The following is an 18,601-nucleotide window of genomic DNA, read 5'->3' on the forward strand; positions in this document are numbered from 1 at the left end:
TAGAGATGCGAGTGTGGTAACCCACATCCTTGCCGGAGGTCTTCTCTATGTCACGCGTTCACAACCTCCCGAGGAACTACAGCTAGGGGCGCGCGGTGCGCAGGGCGTGGCGGATGCGACGGATCGCCTCGCCGGGACGACGGAACACGTGCTCGGATGTCAGGCGCACCGTCGTCCAACCGGCCTCGGCGTACGACTGGTACTTGTCGACATCACGGCGCAGCTGCGCGGGCGTCAAATGCCCGTCGCCCTCGTACTCGATCGCGACCCTGAACTCGGGGTACGCGAGCTCGCTGCACCCCAGGAGCCGCCCGCGATCGTCGTACACATCGTGGTCGAGCACGGGCTCGGGCAACCCGGCGTCGTGCATCAGCAGTCGCACGCGCGTCTCGGGCGGTGAGGCCGACGCGGTCCGCGCAAGTTCGAGCGCCTGGCGCAGCCGGGGTGCACCAGGCCTGCCCTTGCGATCGGCGAGCAGTTCAAGCTCAGGGCGTGTGGCGAGGGCGGTCTCATCCAGGCGGCGGAGGCGTCCGGGCATCCGCGGTATGTGCAACACGTGATCCGCAACGACCACGAGATCGTCGACGCCGAGCAACCCGCCCAGGGTCGCCCACGTGCTCGCCGGATCGGTGACCGGAACGCCCTCCGCCAACCGGGTGCGCACGTACCCGGCGGAGTGCTGATGCCCGGCCACGCCGGGGCGACGCGGCGAGCGCTGCGGCCGCGGGACGCCGATGTGCAGGTCGGGCCACTCGCGCGGTGGCACCGGGATGCCCCAGATGAACGCCGCGGTCGGGCCGCAGAAGTAGCCTCCCGCCGGCAGCACCGGCAGATAGTGGCGCATGCGCTGCAGGTGGCGGTCACGCACATCGCGCCAGTACCGCTCGCGCTCGGTCAGCACCTCATCGTGCGCGGGTGGACCGCACGGGATCGCACGCACACCGTGGTGCGGCCGGATCAGATCGTCGCCGTCGAGCCGTCCCGGTCGGATGCCCCGGTTTCGGGCATCCGCGATCGTGAAGGCCTCGGGCATCCCGCCCGGTAGCGCGCTGCGTCGTCGTCCCACCCTTCGAACCTGCCGCAGCGCGCGCCGGCCCGCTGAGGTTATCCACAGCCCCGTCTATTCGTCACAAATCCGAGGAAACCGGCGGCGATAGGGCCGGTTTGTGACGAATAGACGGGTGCGGAAGGGGGTCAGAGGCGGACGTCGCCCACCAGGTTGACCTTGATGCCCATGCCGTCGAACATCGCGGCCTTGGCGATCAGCGCCTTATCGGCCGTCTCGGCGTCAGGCGCGTACACGAGCTGGGCGTGGTTGGCCTTGTGCCGCGCCATGAACTGATCGCGGGTCTGCCCGTGCAACACCACGTGCGCGATCGGCCACTCGGGGTTGGTGGCGTCGTGGCGGCGCTGGGTCTCATCAGCAGGCAGGTCGATGACCGACGCGCGGAAGATGTCGGCCTGCAGGATGCCGTCGGCGATGAACACCCGGCTCAGCACCACCTCTCCGGGCTTCGAGACCCCGTTGATGGTGGCCCCACCGGCAGGGAAGAACACGTGCCCCTGACGCCAGCCCTCAGCCTTGTCCCAGCCGCCCAGGTGCGACGCGGGCACCGACCCCGAGATCTCATACGCCCACACGAACTGGCCGTCGTACTCCTCGCCCCAGCGCACGTCGTGCAGGGTGTTGTCGGGCACCAGTCCCATGGCCCGCCAGACGCGGTCGGTGACGAGTGCGTCGACGGCGACACCCTCGTCGGCCTCGTTGAAGTGCGGGAACGCCCGGCCTTCGTGCAGCACGCGCGAACCGTCGCGGGAGGTGACCGGGGGACGCTCGGTGGAGTTGAGGATGCCCTCGGCGAGGTCGGATGCCGGCACCAGGTCTTTCAGTCCCTGCTGGTACTGGATGCCGACGGCGTCGAGCCCGAAGTCGTCGGCGATCCGCAGCGCGGCGATGTACATCTTCAGCTGCCACTGCACCTGGTCGCGGGTCAGTTCGGTGGCAGCATCCTCGCCGTACTTGAAGGTCATGCCCTGCGCGATCAGCCAGTCGTACGCGGCGTCGGCCTCGTCGTCAGTGACGCGCAGCATCTCGGCGTACAGCGCCGACTGGCTCAGGCGCTCCTTGTAGATGCCGGTGTGGTTGAGCAGCTCGTCGTCGAAGATGGCGTTGTACATGCCCATGCAGCCTTCGTCGAAGACACCGATGATGGCCTTGTCGGCGATGAGCTCGGCGGCGAGCGCCTGCCCGAGCTGCTTCTCGGGGCTGTCGGGAAGTTCGGGCAGCGGGCGCACGTGGGTGGCGTCGTGCACGATGGCACCGGTTTCGGTCCATTCGCGGATGCCGTCGGTGAACCAGGCGTCGGTGAAGTCGACCGACCAGGTGGTGGCGTAGGGCTTGTTCATCTTGGTGAGGCCGGCGTTCAACCCCAGCAGGCCGACGAGGCCGGGCCAGTCGCCCGCGAAGTTGGCGACGGTGAGAATGGGGCCCTGGTGGGTGCGCAGGCCGGCGAGCACGTGGTGCGAGTACTGCCAGTTCGCGATCGCGACGATGAGCGGTGCGTCAGTAGGGATGCTCTTGAAGATCTCCATGCCCATGCGCTGGCTCGAGATGAAGCCGTGCCCGGTCGCGGGGTCGACGCCGAACGGGCGGATGACGCTCCAACCGAGGTCTTCGAGCACACCGGTGACGCCGGCTTCGAGCGCGACCTGGGTGGGCCAGCCGGCGATGTTCGCCGACTCGCGCAGATCGCCTGAGGTGATGAGGTAGGCGGTCTTCGGGGTGGCCTGGGGCCGCGCGACCGGCGCGGGGAGGGTGTAGCTCATGTGGTTCTCCGTTGTGAGGGGGTTCAGAGGGCGCGTTGTACGGCGGCCAGTTCGTGCACGACGTCGCGGGTGCCTGCGTACAGGCGCTGGTATCGGTCGAACAACTCGTCGTAGACGGGTTGGGCGGCAGGATCGGGCGTGATGGTCTCGGTGACCGGGTTCCAGGCGTCGATGCGCGGCTCCTGCCCGGCGGGTGCGGTAGCGGATGCTGCCAGGAACGCCGCACCGTAGCTGGCGCCGATGGTGGTGGCGGGAATCTGCTGCGCCAGTCCGGTGGCATCCGAGACGATCTGCAGCCAGAGGCGGCCCTGTGTGCCTCCGCCGACGGCGACGATCCGGCGGATGTCGGCTCCGGCAGCCCGCATGGTCTCGACGTTGTGGCGCACGCCGAGTGCGGTCGCTTCGAGTGCGGCGCGGTAGAGGTCGCCGCGTCCGTGACTGAGAGTGAGTCCGGCGATGACGCCGCGAGCATCCGGGTCTTGGATCGGGGTGCGCTCTCCGGCGAAGTACGGCAGCATCAGCAGCCCCCGTGCGCCGGGGCCGGATGCTTCGGCCTCGGTGAGCAACTGCGGGTAGTCGGCGTCGGTGAGATCTTTGAGCCAGGCGGTGAGGGCGCCCGAGGTCGAGAGTCCGCCGGCGAGGTTGCGGGTGCCGGAGAAGGCTCCGGCCGTGGTCCACATCGAGGGCGTGCGCAGCGTCTGCGCTCCCGTCGCGATGAGGAACATGGTCGTGCCGTACATGAGCATCAGGTCGCCGTCGCCGTGAGCGCCGACGCTGACGGCTTCGCTCCATGCGTCGATGGTTCCGGTGATGACGGGGGTGCCCTCGGGGATGCCGGTGAGGGCGGATGCTGTCGCCGTCACCGTCCCGGCGATCTCACCCGCCCAGGTGAGCGGCGGCTGCTCGATGCCGTCTGCATACTGCTGCCACCAGGCGTCGTGCCAGCGCTCGTTCTCGATGTCGTAGAGCGGGGAGCTCTGGCTGGCCGACTGGTGGTCGAGCACGTAGGCCCCGGTGAGCTTGCGCGCCAGCCAGGATGCCGGCATGAACAGACGCTTCGCGCGTCGCCAGGCATCCGGGTCTTCGTCGGCGATCCAGGCGATCTTGGGACCGGCCGACTGCGAGGTGAGGGTCGATCCTCCGATGCGGGTGATCTCTTTCGGGCCGAGCTCGTCGGTCATCCGGTCGATCTGCTCAGCGGCGCGGGTGTCGACGCCGTACAGGATGGCGGGACGCACGGGCTCGTCATGCTCGTCGGCGAGCAGCACGCAGGGGCCCATGCCGCTCACTCCCACGGCGGTGATGAGGGCGTCCGGGTGCGCTTTTCGCAGTTCGCGGGCGATCGCGACGAACTCGTCCCACCAGATGCGAGCATCCATCTCGACCCAGCCGGTGTGCGGGCGATCGACCTCGTGCGCGCGCGTGGCAGTCGCGAGGATCGTGCCGTCGTCGGCGACGAGCACGCCCTTGCTGCTCGACGTTCCGATGTCGACCCCGAGGGTGCAGCGCATGTGTCCTCCTTGATACGACAAGCTGAACCCAGCGTACGCGAAATCGATTTCAAGCGGCAAGTGCGGGTGCGGACTCGCGGTGCCGCGGGCGTTCAGGTCGCATTTTCTCCCGGAACCGTGGTGCCGCGCGTGTTCAGGTCGCACTTTCTCCCGTTTCGCTGCGCTTGAAGCGGGAGAAAGTGCGACCTGAACAGCGGATACCGGGACAGCGGACGCCGTGATAGCGGGCGGCGCACCAGCGGGTGCCGGACCAGCGCCCGGCGCGACAGCGGGCGCCAGGTCAGCGGGCGGCGCGTCAGCGCCGGATGCTGGCGGGCTGCACCTCATCGCGCAGGACCACCGAACGGGCCGGCTGGTCATTCCCGCGGATGCGCTCGAGCAGCATCCGCGCGGCAGTGACCCCCATGCGACGGGCGGGAAGCCGCACGACGGTGACCGCGCTGGGCGACAGCGTGGTGAACGGCAGTGAGCCGACGACCGCGACCCCGACGGCGGGAGGCGTGAGCCCATGCTCGGTGAGCACCTGGATCGCGCCGACGCCGATGAGGTTGTTGCTCGCGACGACGGCATCCGGGGGTTCGGGCAGGGCGAGCAGCTCTTCCATCGCGGCCCTGCCGCCGTCGACACGAAAAGTCGAGACGCGCAGAAGTTCGGGGTCGACCGCGCGCTCGGCGGCGTCGAGGGCGTCGCGCCATCCCGCGGCGCGTTCCGCAGCGGTATCGATGTGCGTCGGTCCGCTGATGCACGCGATACGGCGATAGCCCGCACGGATGAGCTCCTGGGTCGCAGCTTCGCCGGCGGCGCGGTTCGCCATCACGACGCCGTCGATGCCGTAGCCGGTGCCGCGGTCTACGGCCACGACAGGGCGTCCGGTGGCGAGGATCTCGTCGAGGTTCGTGTGGTCAGATGCTGCCGCCAGGATCACCCCGGCCATGTTCTCGGCGATCGCAATGCGCAGGTAGGTCGATTCCTTCTCGACGTCGGCGTCGGAGTTGCACAGCACCACCGAGTAGCCGGCCTCGCTCGCGGCATCCTCGACCCCTCGCGCCATCTCGGTGAAGTAGGGGTTCTCGATGTCGGGGATCACCAGGGCGATCACCTCGGAACTCTGCCTGCGCAGCGTGCGCGCCGCCCGGTTGGGCGTGAAGTTCAGCTGCTCCGCGGCCGCGCGCACCGCCTCGACCTTCTCGGGCGAGACGCTGGTGCCGTTGAACACCCGCGACACGGTCGCCGGTGAGACGCCGGCGCGCTTCGCGACGTCGTAGATCGTGGCCACGTGTTCCCCCTGAGCTCGCTGCTCACTCTAGCGCCGCGCCCCCTCCCGCCACTCCCGCCTAGCCGTGCGCCGTTACGACCGCGGCAACCGCGGCGCGCGCAGCGGCGTCGGGCTCGTCGAGGGCCATCCGACAGTACGCATCGGCGACGCCGAGCACTCGGTACGCCTCCTTCATACGCGCCATGTCTCCCCCGACGACCGAGACCACCTCGTCGACGGCTACCTGAGCGGCGGCGACCGCGGCCGCATCACCGGCTCGACCGGCCTCGGCGAGCGCTCGGAACGGCTTCGGCGTCACGGATGAGACCCCCGAGACGACGCCCTGCGCGCCCACCTCGACGGCCGCGATCAGATCCCGGTCGGCGCCTGTGTAGAGCTCGAAGTCGGCGGGCACGACCGCCCGGTACGCTGCCAGTTCCTCCAGGGAGAGCTCGCTGACCTTCGCGCCGACGACATTGGGCAGCTGCGCCAGCCGCACGAGCAACTGCGGCGTGACGGGATTACCGCTGCGCGCCGGGTAGACGTACACGTACAGGCGGCCGTCGCCGACAGCATCCGACACCGCACGGAAGTACTCGTACACCGCATCATCCGACGACCGGAGGTAGTACGGCGTCAGCGCTGCGAACTCGCGAGCACCCAGGTCGCGAGCGATCCGCGTGAGCCGCACCGCCTCGAAGGCACTGGGACGACCGACGTGCACGATCACCCGCATGCGGTCGGCGAGTTCGTCGAGCGCCGCTGCGACGAGATCCGAGAACTCCTCGACGTCGACCGCGGGGAACTCCCCGGTCGTGCCGAGCACGAACGCCCCCTCGTTGCCCGACGCGGCGACGTATCGGAAGATCGCACGCGACCCCTCGAGATCGAGCGTTCCGTCACGCCCGAAGGCGGTCGGGATCGCGGTGAGGATGTCATAGCGGGTCACTTCTTCTCCTTGGGGTTCTTCTTCTCTGTGCGCACGGTCGACGTGAGCAGGTCGGGATCGGCCGCGAGCTGGTCGTGGGCGTGAGCGATCTGCTCGAGGCTCGCGGTGTCGAGCACCGACTCGGCGAAGGATGCCCGTTCAGCGCGCGGTTTGCGGGCCGAACGGATCGCCGGCATCACGATCGAGAGCACGGCCAGCAGCAGCAGTGCGATCGCGATCGGGCTGACGACCTCGAAGAACGGCCGCGTCGGCAGAATCGCGAGCGTGCGTGCGAGGTTCTCTTCGGCGAGTGGTCCGAGCAACAGCCCGAGCACGATCGGTCCGGCGGGTACCTGCATGCGCTTGAGCAGCACACCCAGCACCCCGAAGACGAGCATGGTGATGACCGTCGAGAGGCTGTTCGAGGTGGCGTAAGTGCCGATGATGCAGAAGATGAGGATGCCGCTCCACAGATACGGCTGCGGCACATCGAGCAGCTTGACCATGCCCTTCATGCGCACGAGGCTCAGTCCGAGCGCCAGCAGGGTGGCCACGAGCATGATGCCGACGATCGAGACGACCAGGTCGGGGCGGTCCGAGAACAGATTCGGCCCTGGGGTGATTCCCCAGATGATCATCGATCCGATCATCACGGCCATCACCGAGTCGCCGGGGATGCCGAGCGCCATGGTCGTGGTGAGCGAGCCGCCCAGAGTCGCGCTGGAGGCCGTGTCGGATGCCGCGACTCCCTCGATCGACCCCTTGCCGAAGGCGTCGGGGGTCTTCGACATCTTGCGCGCGCGTTCCCACCCGATGAGGCCGGCGATGTCGCCGCCGGCGGCGGGGATCAGGCCCACGCCGAGTCCGACAGCGCCGCCGACCGCGGTCGCTCTCCCGCTCTGCTTCAGCTCGCGCCGGTTGGGCCACCAGCGGCCCAGGCTGGAGATCGGTCGCGTGCGGTTCTTGCGGTGGGTGAGCAGCTGATCGAAGAGTTCCGCGATGCCGAACAGGCCGATGATCACGGCGATGAAGTTCACGCCCTCGACGAGTTCGAGCAGCCCGAAGGTGAAGCGCTGGTCAGCTGTCGCCGAGTAGGTGCCCACCGTGCCGAGCATGAGTCCGAACAGGCCCGCGAGGATGCCCTTGAGCATCGATTTTGAAGAGATACCGATCATGATGGCGATGCCGAAGACGACCAGTGCGAACAGCTCGGGAGAACGGAAGTAGTCGCGGGCGAAGTTCGCGATCGGCACGGCTGCGATCGCGAAGAGCACGAGGGATGCCAGGATGCCGATCGCCGAGGCGATCGCCGAGATGGTCAGGGCGAGCCCCGCACGCCCCTGCTTGGCCATCGGGTATCCGTCGAGTGTGGTGGCGATGGATGCCGGTGTGCCGGGGGTGTTGATGAGGATGGACGGCACTCGGTCACCGAAGTTCGCGGTGACGTAGATCGTGAGTAGCACGGCCAGGCCCTGGACCGGCTCGAGCGTCATCGTGAACCCGGCCGCCAGTGCGACGGCCATTGTGGCGGTGATCCCGGGGAAGGCGCCGACCATGAATCCGAGCACGAGCCCGACACCCATGTAGAGGACGATCGAGATGTCGAGAAGCGAGTTCACCCCGTCGATGATGGGAGTCATAGGGGGATCCTCAGAAGCATGCCGAAGACGGCGTAGACGAATGCTGTCACCGCGGCGGAGTAGATGATGAGGCTCAGCCAGCGTCGGTGCCCGTACAGCAGCATGAGTCCGGCCATGAGCAGTCCGGCGGCGATCGGGAACACCTCGATGCGATAGCCGAACAGCACCACCGATCCAAGGGACCACACGGCGATGAACGCCCCCGCGATGACGATGGTGAGCACGACGCGCAGCACACCGCCCGGCTGGATGCGTTCAACGTCATCGCGGGTCGGTGCGGGGCGAGTGAGGGCGACGACGAGGAGCACGATCGCGGTCGCGACGGCGGCGACGCCGATCGCCGTCGGCCAGAAGCGGGCGTCGATCTGCCCTGGAGCGGCTTCGCGCCGCAACGGGATCTGCGTCGCCAGCAGCAGGTACCCCGCCGCGACCGCGAGGGCGACCGCGGCGAACACGACCTCCAGGGAGCGGGAGGGTGCCGCTCCCCGAAGGTCGGTGTCGACGACGTCGGTCATCAGCCGAGCAGTTCCTGGAACAGGTCGAACTGCTCGCCGACGAAGGTGGTCCACTCGGCCGAGTCGCGGTACACGACGAGGTTTCCGGCATCCTTCTGGAAGGCCTGGTACGAGTCCGACTCCACAGCTTGCTGCACCGCCGACTCGAGCGTCGCCTTCACGTCGTCAGGCAGACCCTTGGGTGCGTAGATCCCGCCCCATCCGCCGAACTCCACGGCCTCGCCGATCGCCTCTTCGACCGTCGGCACGTCGGCCGCGTCAGGGTGGCGCTCGTCGTGCATGACGGCCAGGATGCGGACGGCCTCACCCTGGGCGAGTGCCTCGCCGAGCCCGGAGACGGCCGCGACGGTCTCACCGGATGCCGCCGCGCCGACGGCGGTGGCGCCGCCGTCGTAGGCGACCGGCGTGAACTCGGCACCGGTCGCGTCGGCGAGGCCGAGCGTCGCGGCCTCCCAGATCGACCCGGCTCCGGAGTTGGCGACCGTCACGGCGCCCGCTTCAGCCTGGGCCACGAGGTCGTCGAGCGACTCGATTCCGCTGTCGGCGCCGACGGTGACGACACCGGGCGCGAGCATGATCTGACCCAGCAGGTCGTAGTTCTCTGGCAGCACGTCGGCGCCCTGAGTGGTGTTGAGCATGGCGATCTCGACGGGGGCGAAGCCGATCACGTACCCGTCGGCCTCCTGAGCGCCGACGAACTCCATGGCCAGCGCACCCGCGGCGCCGGGCATGTTCTCGGGGATCACGCTGACATCGAGGATGTTCTCGAGCTCGGATGCCAGTGCGCGGGACGACAGGTCGGAACCGCCGCCGGGGTTGGCCTGGATGATCAGACGGATGTCCTTGTCGGGGAAGGACGACGCTTCGCCGCCCTCTTCCACCGGGCTGCAGCCGGCCAGGACGAGCGCGGCTGCGGCGGCGGTTGCGATGGCGACCGTCGCGCGGGTCATGCGGATGCGGGGCATCTTTGCTCCTCGGGTGCGGGGACCGACCCGGTTGTCGGCCTCCCCGACCGTATCAGTGTTGACTGTTAACAGTCAACGACCAAGCCGAGCACCTATGCCGCGACACGTCATTCGGACATGGCGATCTCACTCAGCATCCGATCCCGAGCCCCGTCAAGGTGCGCCGTCAGCACATCGGCGGCCTTCGCCGCGTCGCCACTGCGCATGACGTCGAACAGCGCGACGTGATCGACGGCGGAGTCGTGCAGATCCGAATCGTGATTGATCGTCACATCGAGCAACGCCGAGAACGTCGGCAGGTACTGGCGCCACGCGCCCTCGAGACGCGGGTGGTCGGCGAGTGCGTAGATCTGCGAGTGGAAGTCGAGGTCGGCCGCCGCGAAAGCGGTGTGATCCGAGACCTCGGCAGCTTCGGTCATGCGGCGCACCGCGCGCGCCATCGTCTGCCAGCGCGCGTCGTCCTCGACGCGGATCGCCCGCGAAAGCGCGAGCTGCTCGAGCGCCGCACGCAGACTGTAGAGCTGATCGACATCATCCCTGGTGAGCCCGACGACGAACACTCCACGGGGCCGCTGGATGCGCACCAGCTTCTCAAAGCTCAGTTGCGTCAGCGCATCGCGGATCGGTCCGCGGCTGACGTCGAACTCCTCAGCCAGCGCTTCTTCAGTGATGCGCTCGCCCGGAGCGAGGTCACCGCGCACGATCCGCTGGCGCAGCACGTTGGCGACCTGCGCCCCCAACGACTCACCGCGCTTGACTGTGTCCGCCACGCGTTCTCCTCTTGTTCACCCGAATCCTGTCAACTGTTGACAGGGTACAACCACAGGTGGCACCCATGATCACCACAAGTAGGCTGAGAGGCGCAGCGGTTCCTGGAACGCGCAACGCACAAGCCCCGAGTACGGAAAGCGAGGTGGTTCATCATGTCCGGTGACAGTCCGAGTCACAGATACTCTCCCCTTCTCGCTTTCGCACCGCCCGGCTGAGCGGCGCTTCGTCGCTGCGCGTCTGCCGATCCCGGTGCCCTCCGCAAAGGCACATCATGACTCCGAAGCAGCTGCAGCACATCTCCGAGATCGCCGACGCGATCGAGCAGTCCATCGACCGCGGTGATCTCGCACAAGCATCCGCCGCTCTCACTCCGATGCCGGTCCCCGAGATCGTCGAACTCCTCGATCGGCTGTCCGTCGAGAACGCCGCGATCGTGTACCGACTTCTCGCGAAGGGTCGCGCGCTCGACGTGTTCGAGGCGCTCTCCCCCGGCACCCAGAGCGATCTGGTGCAGGCGATGCGCCACACCGAGGTCGCCACCCTGTTCGCCGAGATGGATCCCGACGACCGTGTCTGGCTGCTCGACGAGCTGCCGGCATCCGTCGCACCCCAGCTACTGCGCGGACTGCCACCGCATGAGCGCGAGTTGACGGCATCCGTCCTGGGCTACCCCGACAACGCGATCGGGCGCCGCATGAGCCCCGAGGTGGTCGTCACCCATCCGCAGCTGACCGTCGGAGAGACGATGCAGAGAGTGCGCGGTGCGCTCGATCACGCCGAGACGATCTACACGCTGCCGGTGACCGACGCGGGGCGCCGCGTCGTCGGCGTGGTGAGCCTGCGCGATCTGCTCGCGGCGGCGTCGGATGCCCGGATCGCCGACCTCATGGTCGACGCGCACGTCGCGAGTGCCGATGAGCACGCCGAGGCCGCCGCGCGCCGCGCGACGGACCTCGGGTTGCTGGCGCTTCCGATCGTGGACAGCGAGCAGCGCCTGGTGGGCGTGCTGACGATCGACGACGCCGCGCGCATCCTCAAGCAGGAGGAGAGTGAGGATGCTGCCCGCCAGGGCGGCGTCGAACCTCTGCGGCGCTCATACCTGTCGACACCCGTCCGACGGCTCGTGCGCTCGCGCGTGGTGTGGTTGCTGGTGCTCGCGGTCGGCGCCACGCTGACGGTGCAGGTGCTCGACGCGTTCGAGGCGACGCTGGCGCAGATGACCGTGCTCGCACTGTTCGTGCCGCTGCTGATCGGCACGGGCGGCAACACGGGCAACCAGGCGGCGACCACCGTGACCCGCTCACTGGCACTGGGCGAGATCACCCCGCGCGATGTGGGCAAAGTGCTCGTGCGCGAGATCTGCGTCGGTTTCAGCCTCGGCCTATTGCTGGGACTGTTGGGGTTCGCGCTGGCGGGGCTCGCGTATGACTGGCATGTCGGTCTCGTGATCGGGCTGACGCTCATCGCGATCTGCACGGTTGCGGCTTCCATCGGCGGGATCATGCCGCTGATCGCGCGCGCGATCAAGGTCGACCCGGCCGTGTTCTCGAACCCGTTCATCACGACGTTCGTCGACGCGACCGGCCTGATCATCTACTTCCTGATCGCGAAGGCCGTGCTGGGCCTCTGACCCGCGCCCCTCTCCGCGCGCGCCCGCGCGACCGTCTCGCACCCGTCGCGCCCTCGCGCACCCGTCTATTCGTCACGAACCCGCGCTATCGCCTCGCAATAGGGCCGATCTGTGACGAATAGACGGGTGAGGGGTGCCGCCGGCGGGACTACGGAGTCGTCGCCGGTGCGTGGTTGTAGTAGGCGTAGTTGTCGGCGAAGTCGGCGTTGTTCCCGGGGTCGATGTCGTTCGCGCCGACGCCCGGAGTGAAGCGGGCGGTGGTGCGCACGTAGTAGAAGTTCGTCGCCGTGTTCTGCGTGCCATTCATCTGAATGGTGAAGTTCACGTTGAAGGCGCCCACGGGCACAGGTGTTGTCACGGTGAAGTAGAACAGCTGGCGATAGGCCGTGGGGTTGTCCCCTGTCGTGATGTCAACGGTGCCGCGCCCCGCCGGCACCAGCGTCTGCGCGCCCGACGAGACGATGGTGAGCGAGTCGAGGTTCCAAATCGAGGGGAACGGCACACCGAGCTCGATCCTCGACCCCGCCGGCAGCACGTCGGGGCCCTCGTTGGCGAACGTGAAAGTGAAGTCACACAGACGCGGGCCCTCGTAGTAAGCGAGCGAGTTGTGACTGCCGTCGGAGTCAATCGGATGGCGCGCCGTCGCAACCAGGTCGACCTGAGCGTTCGTCGATGCCGCGGCACGAGGTGCGGCGGTCGCCGCCAGAACGACCGGTGCAGCCCACGCCGCTGACACGACGGCGCGGCGCGAGACACCGCCACACCCGCTGTCTCGTGTGACTGCCGCTGACTGCTGCTCGACCACTGCATCCCCCTCGATCACCTGCGCGTAGAGCCAAAGATAGCGGGTCCACAGCAAACTCACTAGCAATATATCGCCATCGGGTGCACTCGGAACCACATCCCCAGACCGCTACGCTCGAAGAAGAGAGCGAACCGGCAGGCCCGCCGCCGCCATCCGTCGCGGATCGATGCGAGGAGCCCCGCATGGAACAGATCGTCCTGACGACGCTGACGGCGGCGGCGCTGGGCACCCTGGCGTACGCACTGCGCATCCCGCCGCTGGTGGGATTCCTCGGCGCGGGCTTTCTGCTGGGCGCGTTTGGCATGCAGCCCTTCCCCGGGTTGGAGCAGATGGCCGACCTCGGTGTCGTGTTGCTACTGTTCACGATCGGCCTGAAGTTCGACCTACGTTCTCTTCTGCGCCGTGAGGCCTACGGCACGGCGACCATCCACCTCGCGATGCTCACCGTCATCAGCATGGGCACGGTCGGGCTGATCTCGACCATCGCTCTGAGCTCACTCGACGGTGGATGGCGCGAGGCCGCGGTCGTCGGTTTCGCCCTGTCGTTCTCGTCGACCGTGCTGTGCGTGAAAGTTCTTGAAGAGCGCTCCGACGACGGCTCGTTCTACGGGCAGACGGCCATCGCCATCCTCGTCATGCAAGACATCATCGCCGTGGGCTTTCTGACCGCCAACTCCGACACCCCGCCGAGCCCCTGGGCGCTGCTGCTCGTTCTGCTCGTTCCGCTGTCGTGGGTGCTGCGCCGGGTGCTCGATCGTCTCGGCCACGGCGAGCTACTGGTGCTGTTCGGTGTGGTCATGGCGCTCGGCCCCGGCTACTTCGCGTTCAGCTCGGTCGGCCTGAAGGGTGATCTCGGTGCGCTCGTCGCCGGTTTGCTGTTCTCGACGCATCCGCGCGCGATCGAGCTCTCGAAGTCGCTGTTCAGCGTCAAGGAGCTCTTCTTGGTCGGGTTCTTCGTGATGATCGGCCTGAGCGCGAGCCCGACCTGGCTCGATCTGGGCATCGCGACGCTGCTGTGCGTGGTACTGCTGCCGCTCACGTTCATCGGGTTCGTGCTGCTGGGCAGGCTGTTCGGCCTGCGCAATCGCACCACGATCCGCACCAGCCTGGTGCTGAGCAACTTCTCGGAGTTCTCGATCATCGTCACGGCGGTCGGAGTCTCGACTGCCCTCGTCTCGGAGAAGTGGCTGACGATCGTCGCAGTGGCCGTGCCGCTGAGCATGGTCATCTCGTCGCTGGTGAACACACGCAGCCTCAATCTGACCGATCGGCTCAGCACGTGGTTGCCCGAGCAGGATCCGCTCCGCTTGCGCGTGGCGGATCGCCCGATCGACACCAGCGATGCGGATGCTGTCGTGCTGGGCATGGGCCGGGTCGGCCGGGCGGCGTACACGCGCCTCGCCGAAGAGGGCGAGTTGCGGCCACTGGGCGTCGACAACGACCACCTCGTCGTGCAGCGACTCATGGAGGACGGGTACAAGGTCGTTGAGGGCGATGCGACCGACCACGAGTTCTGGAACCGCATCGTGGCGGGCGGTTTCGTGCGTACCGTCGTACTGGCGATGCCGATCCACGACTCGAACCTGTTCGCGCTGGAGCAGTTGCGGGCCGCGGGCTTCGACGGCCGCGTGTCGGCCGTCGCGCAGCATCCGGATCAGCTCGCGCACCTGGCGGGCGAGGGCGTGGGAGCGGTGGTGAACGTCTATGGCGGCGCGGGCGCCGCACTCGCGGACGCGACCCTCGCACTCCCCCTCGACGACGCCTGACGCGCTGCGCGGGTCAGGGGGCGGCGGGATGCGCGCGAGTCAGGCCCCGGAGGGCTCGGGGTCGGGGTCGTCGTCGCGGCGGGAACGCGGATGCCACAGCACGACCTCTGTCGAACGACGGATCCGGCGGCCGGAGCCGACCGGAACGATCGACCCGGTGGCGCCGGCGGCGAACACGCGTACACCGGGCCGGTTCTCGCGCTCGGCGCGCAGCGCGCCCTCCAATTCGACGACGCGACGCCGTAGCATCCGCACCTCGTCCTCCAGATCGAGCAGGCGGGCGATGGCGGGCAGGCTCATCCCCTCGCTCGACAGCTGGGCGACCTCACGCAGCTGCTCGATGTCGCGCATCGAGTAGCGGCGCGAGCCGCCGCGGGTGCGGCCGGGCACCACCAGGCCGATGCGGTCGTACTGCCGCAGCGTCTGAGGGTGCATTCCGGCCAGCTCCGCGGCGACCGCGATCGCGAAGACGGGGGCGTCGGCGTCCATCGCTACTTCGCCTTCGCCATCAGGTCGGCGCGCGGGTTCTCCTTCGGCTCCAGGTCGTGGAAGCGCTGAAGAGCCTCGCGGGCGGCATCATCGAGGTGACTGGGCACGGCGACCTGAAGCTCGGCGAGCAGGTCTCCGGTGCCCTTCGACGAGACGATGCCACGGCCCTTGACCCGCAGCACGCGCCCGGAGGGCGTGCCGGGGGCGACCCGCAGCTTGACCGTCTCGCCGCCGAGCGTTGGCACCTCGATGGTGGCACCGAGCGTCGCCTCGGTGAACGTCACCGGCACCGTCAGGCGCAGGTTGAGTCCGTCACGGGTGAAGACTGGGTGCGGCCTGACCTTCACCTGCACGACGATGTCACCGTTCTCGCCGCCATCCGGCGAGGGCCGGCCGCGGCCGCGCAGACGGATCTTCTGCCCGTCTGCGACCCCGGCCGGCACCTTCACCTTGAACGGCTTGCCGTCCTCGGCCTGCAGGGTGATGGTCTCACCCTTGGCCGCGGTGACGAAGTCGAGCGTCGTGCGCGCGGTGACGTCGGCACCCTTCTGGGGGCCGCCGAATCCGCGGAACCCGCCGGTCGGTTGACCGAACCGGCCCGAGCCGAACGATCCGCCGCCCTGCGAGAACATCGAGAAGATGTCGTCGAAGTCGGCCTGCTGGCCACCCTGTCCGAAACGACTGAAGACGTCTTCGAAACCGCCGGATGCCCCGGGTCCGGGCGCCGTGAAGCGCGCTCCCGAACCCATCGCACGGATCTCGTCGTACTCGCGACGCTGTTCGGCGTCGCTGAGCACGGCGTAGGCCTCGCTGATCTCTTTGAACCGCGCCTCGGCCTTGGCATCACCCTGATTGGAGTCGGGGTGGTACTTGCGGGCGAGCTTGCGATAGGTCTTCTTGAGATCGGCATCCGAGACGTCTTTGCTGACGCCGAGTGTCTTGTAGAAGTCCTTGTCGAACCAATCCTGGCTGGCCATCGATCACCTACTCCGCTGGTACGGCGACGACGACCTTCGCCGGGCGCAGCTCGACATCACCGAGGCGGTAGCCGACCTCGGCGACCTCGAGGATCGTCGAAGTGGTGGCGCCGGGGGTGGGCTGCTGGAAGATCGCCTCGTGGTGCTGGGGGTCGAACTCTTCGCCCGCGGCGCCATAGGCGACCACACCGAGCCGCTCGACGACCGCGCGCACCTTCTCGGCGATCACGGCGAAGGCCGAGCCCTCAACCAGGTCGCCGTGCTGCTGGGCGCGGTCGAGGTCATCGAGCACAGGAAGCAGGCCCTTGGCGGCCTCACCCTTGGCACGGGCGACCTCGATGTGGCGCTGCTCTTCGGTACGGCGGCGATAGTTGGCGTACTCGGCCTGCAGACGCTTGAGATCGTTGAGCAGGGCGTGTTCGGCGTCGGCGATGCCTGCGCCGTCGGCGTCATGCATTGTCGCCTCGTCGGTCTGCATGGCGCCCAGGATGTCGTCGACCGTGAGGTCGTCGTCCGAACCCTCCGCCGCTGCGGCCTCAGCCGCGTCGGCGTTCTCGGGGATTCCCGAATCCGGCGCGGGGCCGGATGCCGCAGCATCCGACCCCTCGTTCTCGGGAACTTCGTCGAAGTTCTTGTCTGTCATGGTTACTTCTTCTCGTCCTCGTCGTCGATGACCTCGGCGTCGACGACATCCTCGTCAGAGGCCGCCTCTGCGGTGGACTCCTCAGCGGCGCCCTCAGCGGATGCGTCGGCCTGCTGCGAGGCGTAGATCGCCTCGCCGAGCTTGCCCTGCGACTCGTTGAGCTTGTCGAATGCGGTCTTGACCGCGTCGTCGTCCTCACCGGCGAGCGCCGTCTTGAGCGCGTCGACGTCGGCCTGCACCTCGGTCTTGACGTCCTCGGGCAGCTTGTCGCTGTTCTCGGAGATCAGCTTCTCGATCGAGTAGGCGAGGGTCTCGGCCTGGTTGCGGACCTCGGCGGCCTCGCGGCGCTTCTTGTCCTCGGCAGCGTTCTCTTCAGCCTCGCGCACCATGCGGTCGATGTCTTCCTTCGACAGCGACGAGCCGCCGGTGATGGTCATCGACTGCTCCTTGCCGGTGCCCTTGTCCTTGGCGGACACGTGCACGATGCCGTTGGCGTCGATGTCGAAGGTCACCTCGACCTGCGGGATGCCACGGGGAGCCGGGGCGATACCGGTGAGCTCGAAGGTGCCCAGCGGCTTGTTGTCGCGAGTGAACTCGCGCTCGCCCTGGAAGACCTGGATCGCGACCGAGGGCTGGTTGTCGTCAGCCGTGGTGAAGGTCTCGCTGCGCTTGGTCGGGATGGCGGTGTTGCGGTCGATGAGCTTGGTCATCATGCCGCCCTTGGTCTCGATACCGAGGCTCAGCGGGGTGACGTCGATGAGCAGAACGTCCTTGCGCTCACCCTTCAGCACACCGGCCTGCAGGGCGGCGCCGACGGCGACGACCTCGTCCGGGTTGACACCCTTGTTGGCTTCCTTGCCGGTTTCGCGCTTGACGAGCTCGGCAACGGCGGGCATACGGGTCGAGCCACCGACGAGGACGATGTGGTCGATCTCGCCGACCTTGATGTTCGCCTCGCGGATGACGTCTTCGAAGGGCTTCTTGGTGCGGTCGAGCAGGTCCTTGGTGAGGTCCTCGAACTTCGCGCGGGTGAGAGTCTCGGACAGCGAGACGGGGCCCGACTCGGTCAGCGACAGGTACGGCAGGTTGATCGAGGTGCTGGTCGAGCTCGACAGCTCCTTCTTCGCCTGCTCAGCGGCCTCCTTGAGGCGCTGCAGGGCGATCTTGTCACCCGAGACGTCGACGCCGGTGGTCTCCTTGAACTGCTTGATCAGGTAGTCGACGACGCGCTGATCCCAGTCGTCGCCACCGAGGCGGTTGTCACCGGCGGTGGCACGCACCTGGATGGTGGAGAAGTCGTCGTCCTTGCCCACTTCGAGCAGCGAGACGTCGAAGGTTCCGCCACCGAGGTCGAAGACCAGGATGAGCTCGTCTTCCTTGCCCTTGTCGAGGCCGTACGCCAGAGCGGCGGCGGTGGGCTCGTTGATGATGCGCAGCACGTTGAGGCCCGAGATCTCGCCGGCCTCCTTGGTGGCCTGACGCTCGGCGTCGTTGAAGTACGCGGGAACGGTGATGACCGCATCGGTCACGGTGTCACCCAGGTACGACTCGGCGTCGCGCTTGAGCTTCATCAGGATGCGTGCCGAGATCTCCTGCGGCGTCCACTTCTTGCCGTCCACGTCGAACGACCAGTCGGTGCCCATGTGGCGCTTGACCGATGAAATGGTGCGGTCGACGTTGGTGACGGCCTGGCGCTTGGCGGTCTCGCCGACGAGCACCTCGCCGTCCTTGGTGAATGCGACCACCGACGGGGTGGTGCGGAAACCCTCGGCGTTGGCGATGACCTTGGGCTCGCCGCCTTCGAGGACGCTGACGACGGAGTTGGTGGTTCCGAGGTCGATACCGACAGCACGTGCCATGTGTTTTCTCCTTAGTGGGTG

General features: G+C 67.8%; 16 protein-coding genes. 2 read left to right on the plus strand and 14 right to left on the minus strand.

The window, feature by feature from the left end; genetic code table 11:
* Nucleotides 1–82 precede the first annotated feature (82 nt).
* From PTQ19_RS14490 to PTQ19_RS14530, 9 genes are all read right to left on the minus strand, one after another.
* A complete protein-coding gene (locus PTQ19_RS14490) occupies nucleotides 83–1,066 on the minus strand; it encodes a hypothetical protein (RefSeq protein WP_274367844.1) in 984 nt (327 codons plus the stop codon).
* Nucleotides 1,067–1,194: 128 nt separating this feature from the next.
* A complete protein-coding gene (locus tag PTQ19_RS14495; RefSeq protein ID WP_274367845.1) occupies nucleotides 1,195–2,826 on the minus strand; it encodes a fucose isomerase in 1,632 nt (543 codons plus the stop codon).
* A gap of 23 nt (nucleotides 2,827–2,849) precedes the next feature.
* Nucleotides 2,850–4,337, minus strand: coding sequence for an FGGY-family carbohydrate kinase (locus tag PTQ19_RS14500; protein ID WP_274367846.1), 1,488 nt, complete (start codon nucleotides 4,335–4,337; stop codon nucleotides 2,850–2,852).
* 295 nt (nucleotides 4,338–4,632) lie between these two features.
* A complete protein-coding gene (locus PTQ19_RS14505; RefSeq protein ID WP_206550994.1) occupies nucleotides 4,633–5,613 on the minus strand; it encodes a LacI family DNA-binding transcriptional regulator in 981 nt (326 codons plus the stop codon).
* 58 nt (nucleotides 5,614–5,671) lie between these two features.
* A complete protein-coding gene (locus PTQ19_RS14510; RefSeq protein WP_274367847.1) occupies nucleotides 5,672–6,541 on the minus strand; it encodes a dihydrodipicolinate synthase family protein in 870 nt (289 codons plus the stop codon).
* A complete protein-coding gene (locus PTQ19_RS14515) occupies nucleotides 6,538–8,160 on the minus strand; it encodes a tripartite tricarboxylate transporter permease (RefSeq protein WP_274367848.1) in 1,623 nt (540 codons plus the stop codon). Before PTQ19_RS14515 ends, PTQ19_RS14510 begins: the two co-directional genes overlap by 4 nt.
* Entirely contained in the window at nucleotides 8,157–8,675 is a 519-nt protein-coding gene (locus PTQ19_RS14520) for a tripartite tricarboxylate transporter TctB family protein (protein ID WP_274367849.1), read from the minus strand. The genes PTQ19_RS14515 and PTQ19_RS14520 overlap by 4 nt, the downstream gene beginning before the upstream one ends.
* Complete coding sequence (locus PTQ19_RS14525; RefSeq protein WP_274367850.1) at nucleotides 8,675–9,640, minus strand: tripartite tricarboxylate transporter substrate binding protein; 966 nt, start codon at nucleotides 9,638–9,640, stop codon at nucleotides 8,675–8,677. Before PTQ19_RS14525 ends, PTQ19_RS14520 begins: the two co-directional genes overlap by 1 nt.
* Nucleotides 9,641–9,747: 107 nt before the next feature.
* Entirely contained in the window at nucleotides 9,748–10,410 is a 663-nt protein-coding gene (locus tag PTQ19_RS14530) for a GntR family transcriptional regulator (RefSeq protein WP_222446724.1), read from the minus strand.
* A gap of 272 nt (nucleotides 10,411–10,682) precedes the next feature.
* On the opposite strand from PTQ19_RS14530, the gene mgtE reads away from it, so the two are divergent.
* Nucleotides 10,683–12,041, plus strand: coding sequence for a magnesium transporter (gene mgtE / locus PTQ19_RS14535; RefSeq protein ID WP_274367851.1), 1,359 nt, complete (start codon nucleotides 10,683–10,685; stop codon nucleotides 12,039–12,041).
* 148 nt (nucleotides 12,042–12,189) lie between these two features.
* Here mgtE and PTQ19_RS14540 read toward each other — a convergent pair whose 3' ends face one another.
* On the minus strand, nucleotides 12,190–12,906 hold the full coding sequence (locus PTQ19_RS14540; RefSeq protein WP_274367852.1) for a hypothetical protein: 717 nt from the start codon (nucleotides 12,904–12,906) through the stop codon (nucleotides 12,190–12,192).
* 122 nt (nucleotides 12,907–13,028) lie between these two features.
* Here PTQ19_RS14540 and PTQ19_RS14545 point away from each other — a divergent pair, with 122 nt between their 5' ends.
* Nucleotides 13,029–14,612 (plus strand): cation:proton antiporter family protein, encoded by a 1,584-nt coding sequence (locus PTQ19_RS14545; protein ID WP_274367853.1) that lies wholly within the window; start codon nucleotides 13,029–13,031, stop codon nucleotides 14,610–14,612.
* A gap of 39 nt (nucleotides 14,613–14,651) precedes the next feature.
* Here the strand turns inward: PTQ19_RS14545 and PTQ19_RS14550 are convergent, their stop codons facing one another.
* The 4 genes from PTQ19_RS14550 to dnaK are packed head-to-tail and all read right to left on the minus strand — an operon-like array spanning nucleotide 14,652 to nucleotide 18,580.
* Entirely contained in the window at nucleotides 14,652–15,101 is a 450-nt protein-coding gene (locus PTQ19_RS14550) for a heat shock protein transcriptional repressor HspR (protein ID WP_274367854.1), read from the minus strand.
* 2 nt (nucleotides 15,102–15,103) lie between these two features.
* Entirely contained in the window at nucleotides 15,104–16,078 is a 975-nt protein-coding gene (locus PTQ19_RS14555) for a DnaJ C-terminal domain-containing protein (protein WP_179409713.1), read from the minus strand.
* 7 nt (nucleotides 16,079–16,085) lie between these two features.
* Complete coding sequence (locus PTQ19_RS14560; protein WP_274367855.1) at nucleotides 16,086–16,721, minus strand: nucleotide exchange factor GrpE; 636 nt, start codon at nucleotides 16,719–16,721, stop codon at nucleotides 16,086–16,088.
* 2 nt (nucleotides 16,722–16,723) lie between these two features.
* Complete coding sequence (dnaK, locus tag PTQ19_RS14565) at nucleotides 16,724–18,580, minus strand: molecular chaperone DnaK (protein ID WP_274367856.1); 1,857 nt, start codon at nucleotides 18,578–18,580, stop codon at nucleotides 16,724–16,726.
* Nucleotides 18,581–18,601: the final 21 nt, after the last annotated feature.

The organism is Microbacterium esteraromaticum (assembly GCF_028747645.1).
In the GTDB taxonomy this organism is placed as follows: domain Bacteria; phylum Actinomycetota; class Actinomycetes; order Actinomycetales; family Microbacteriaceae; genus Microbacterium; species Microbacterium esteraromaticum_C.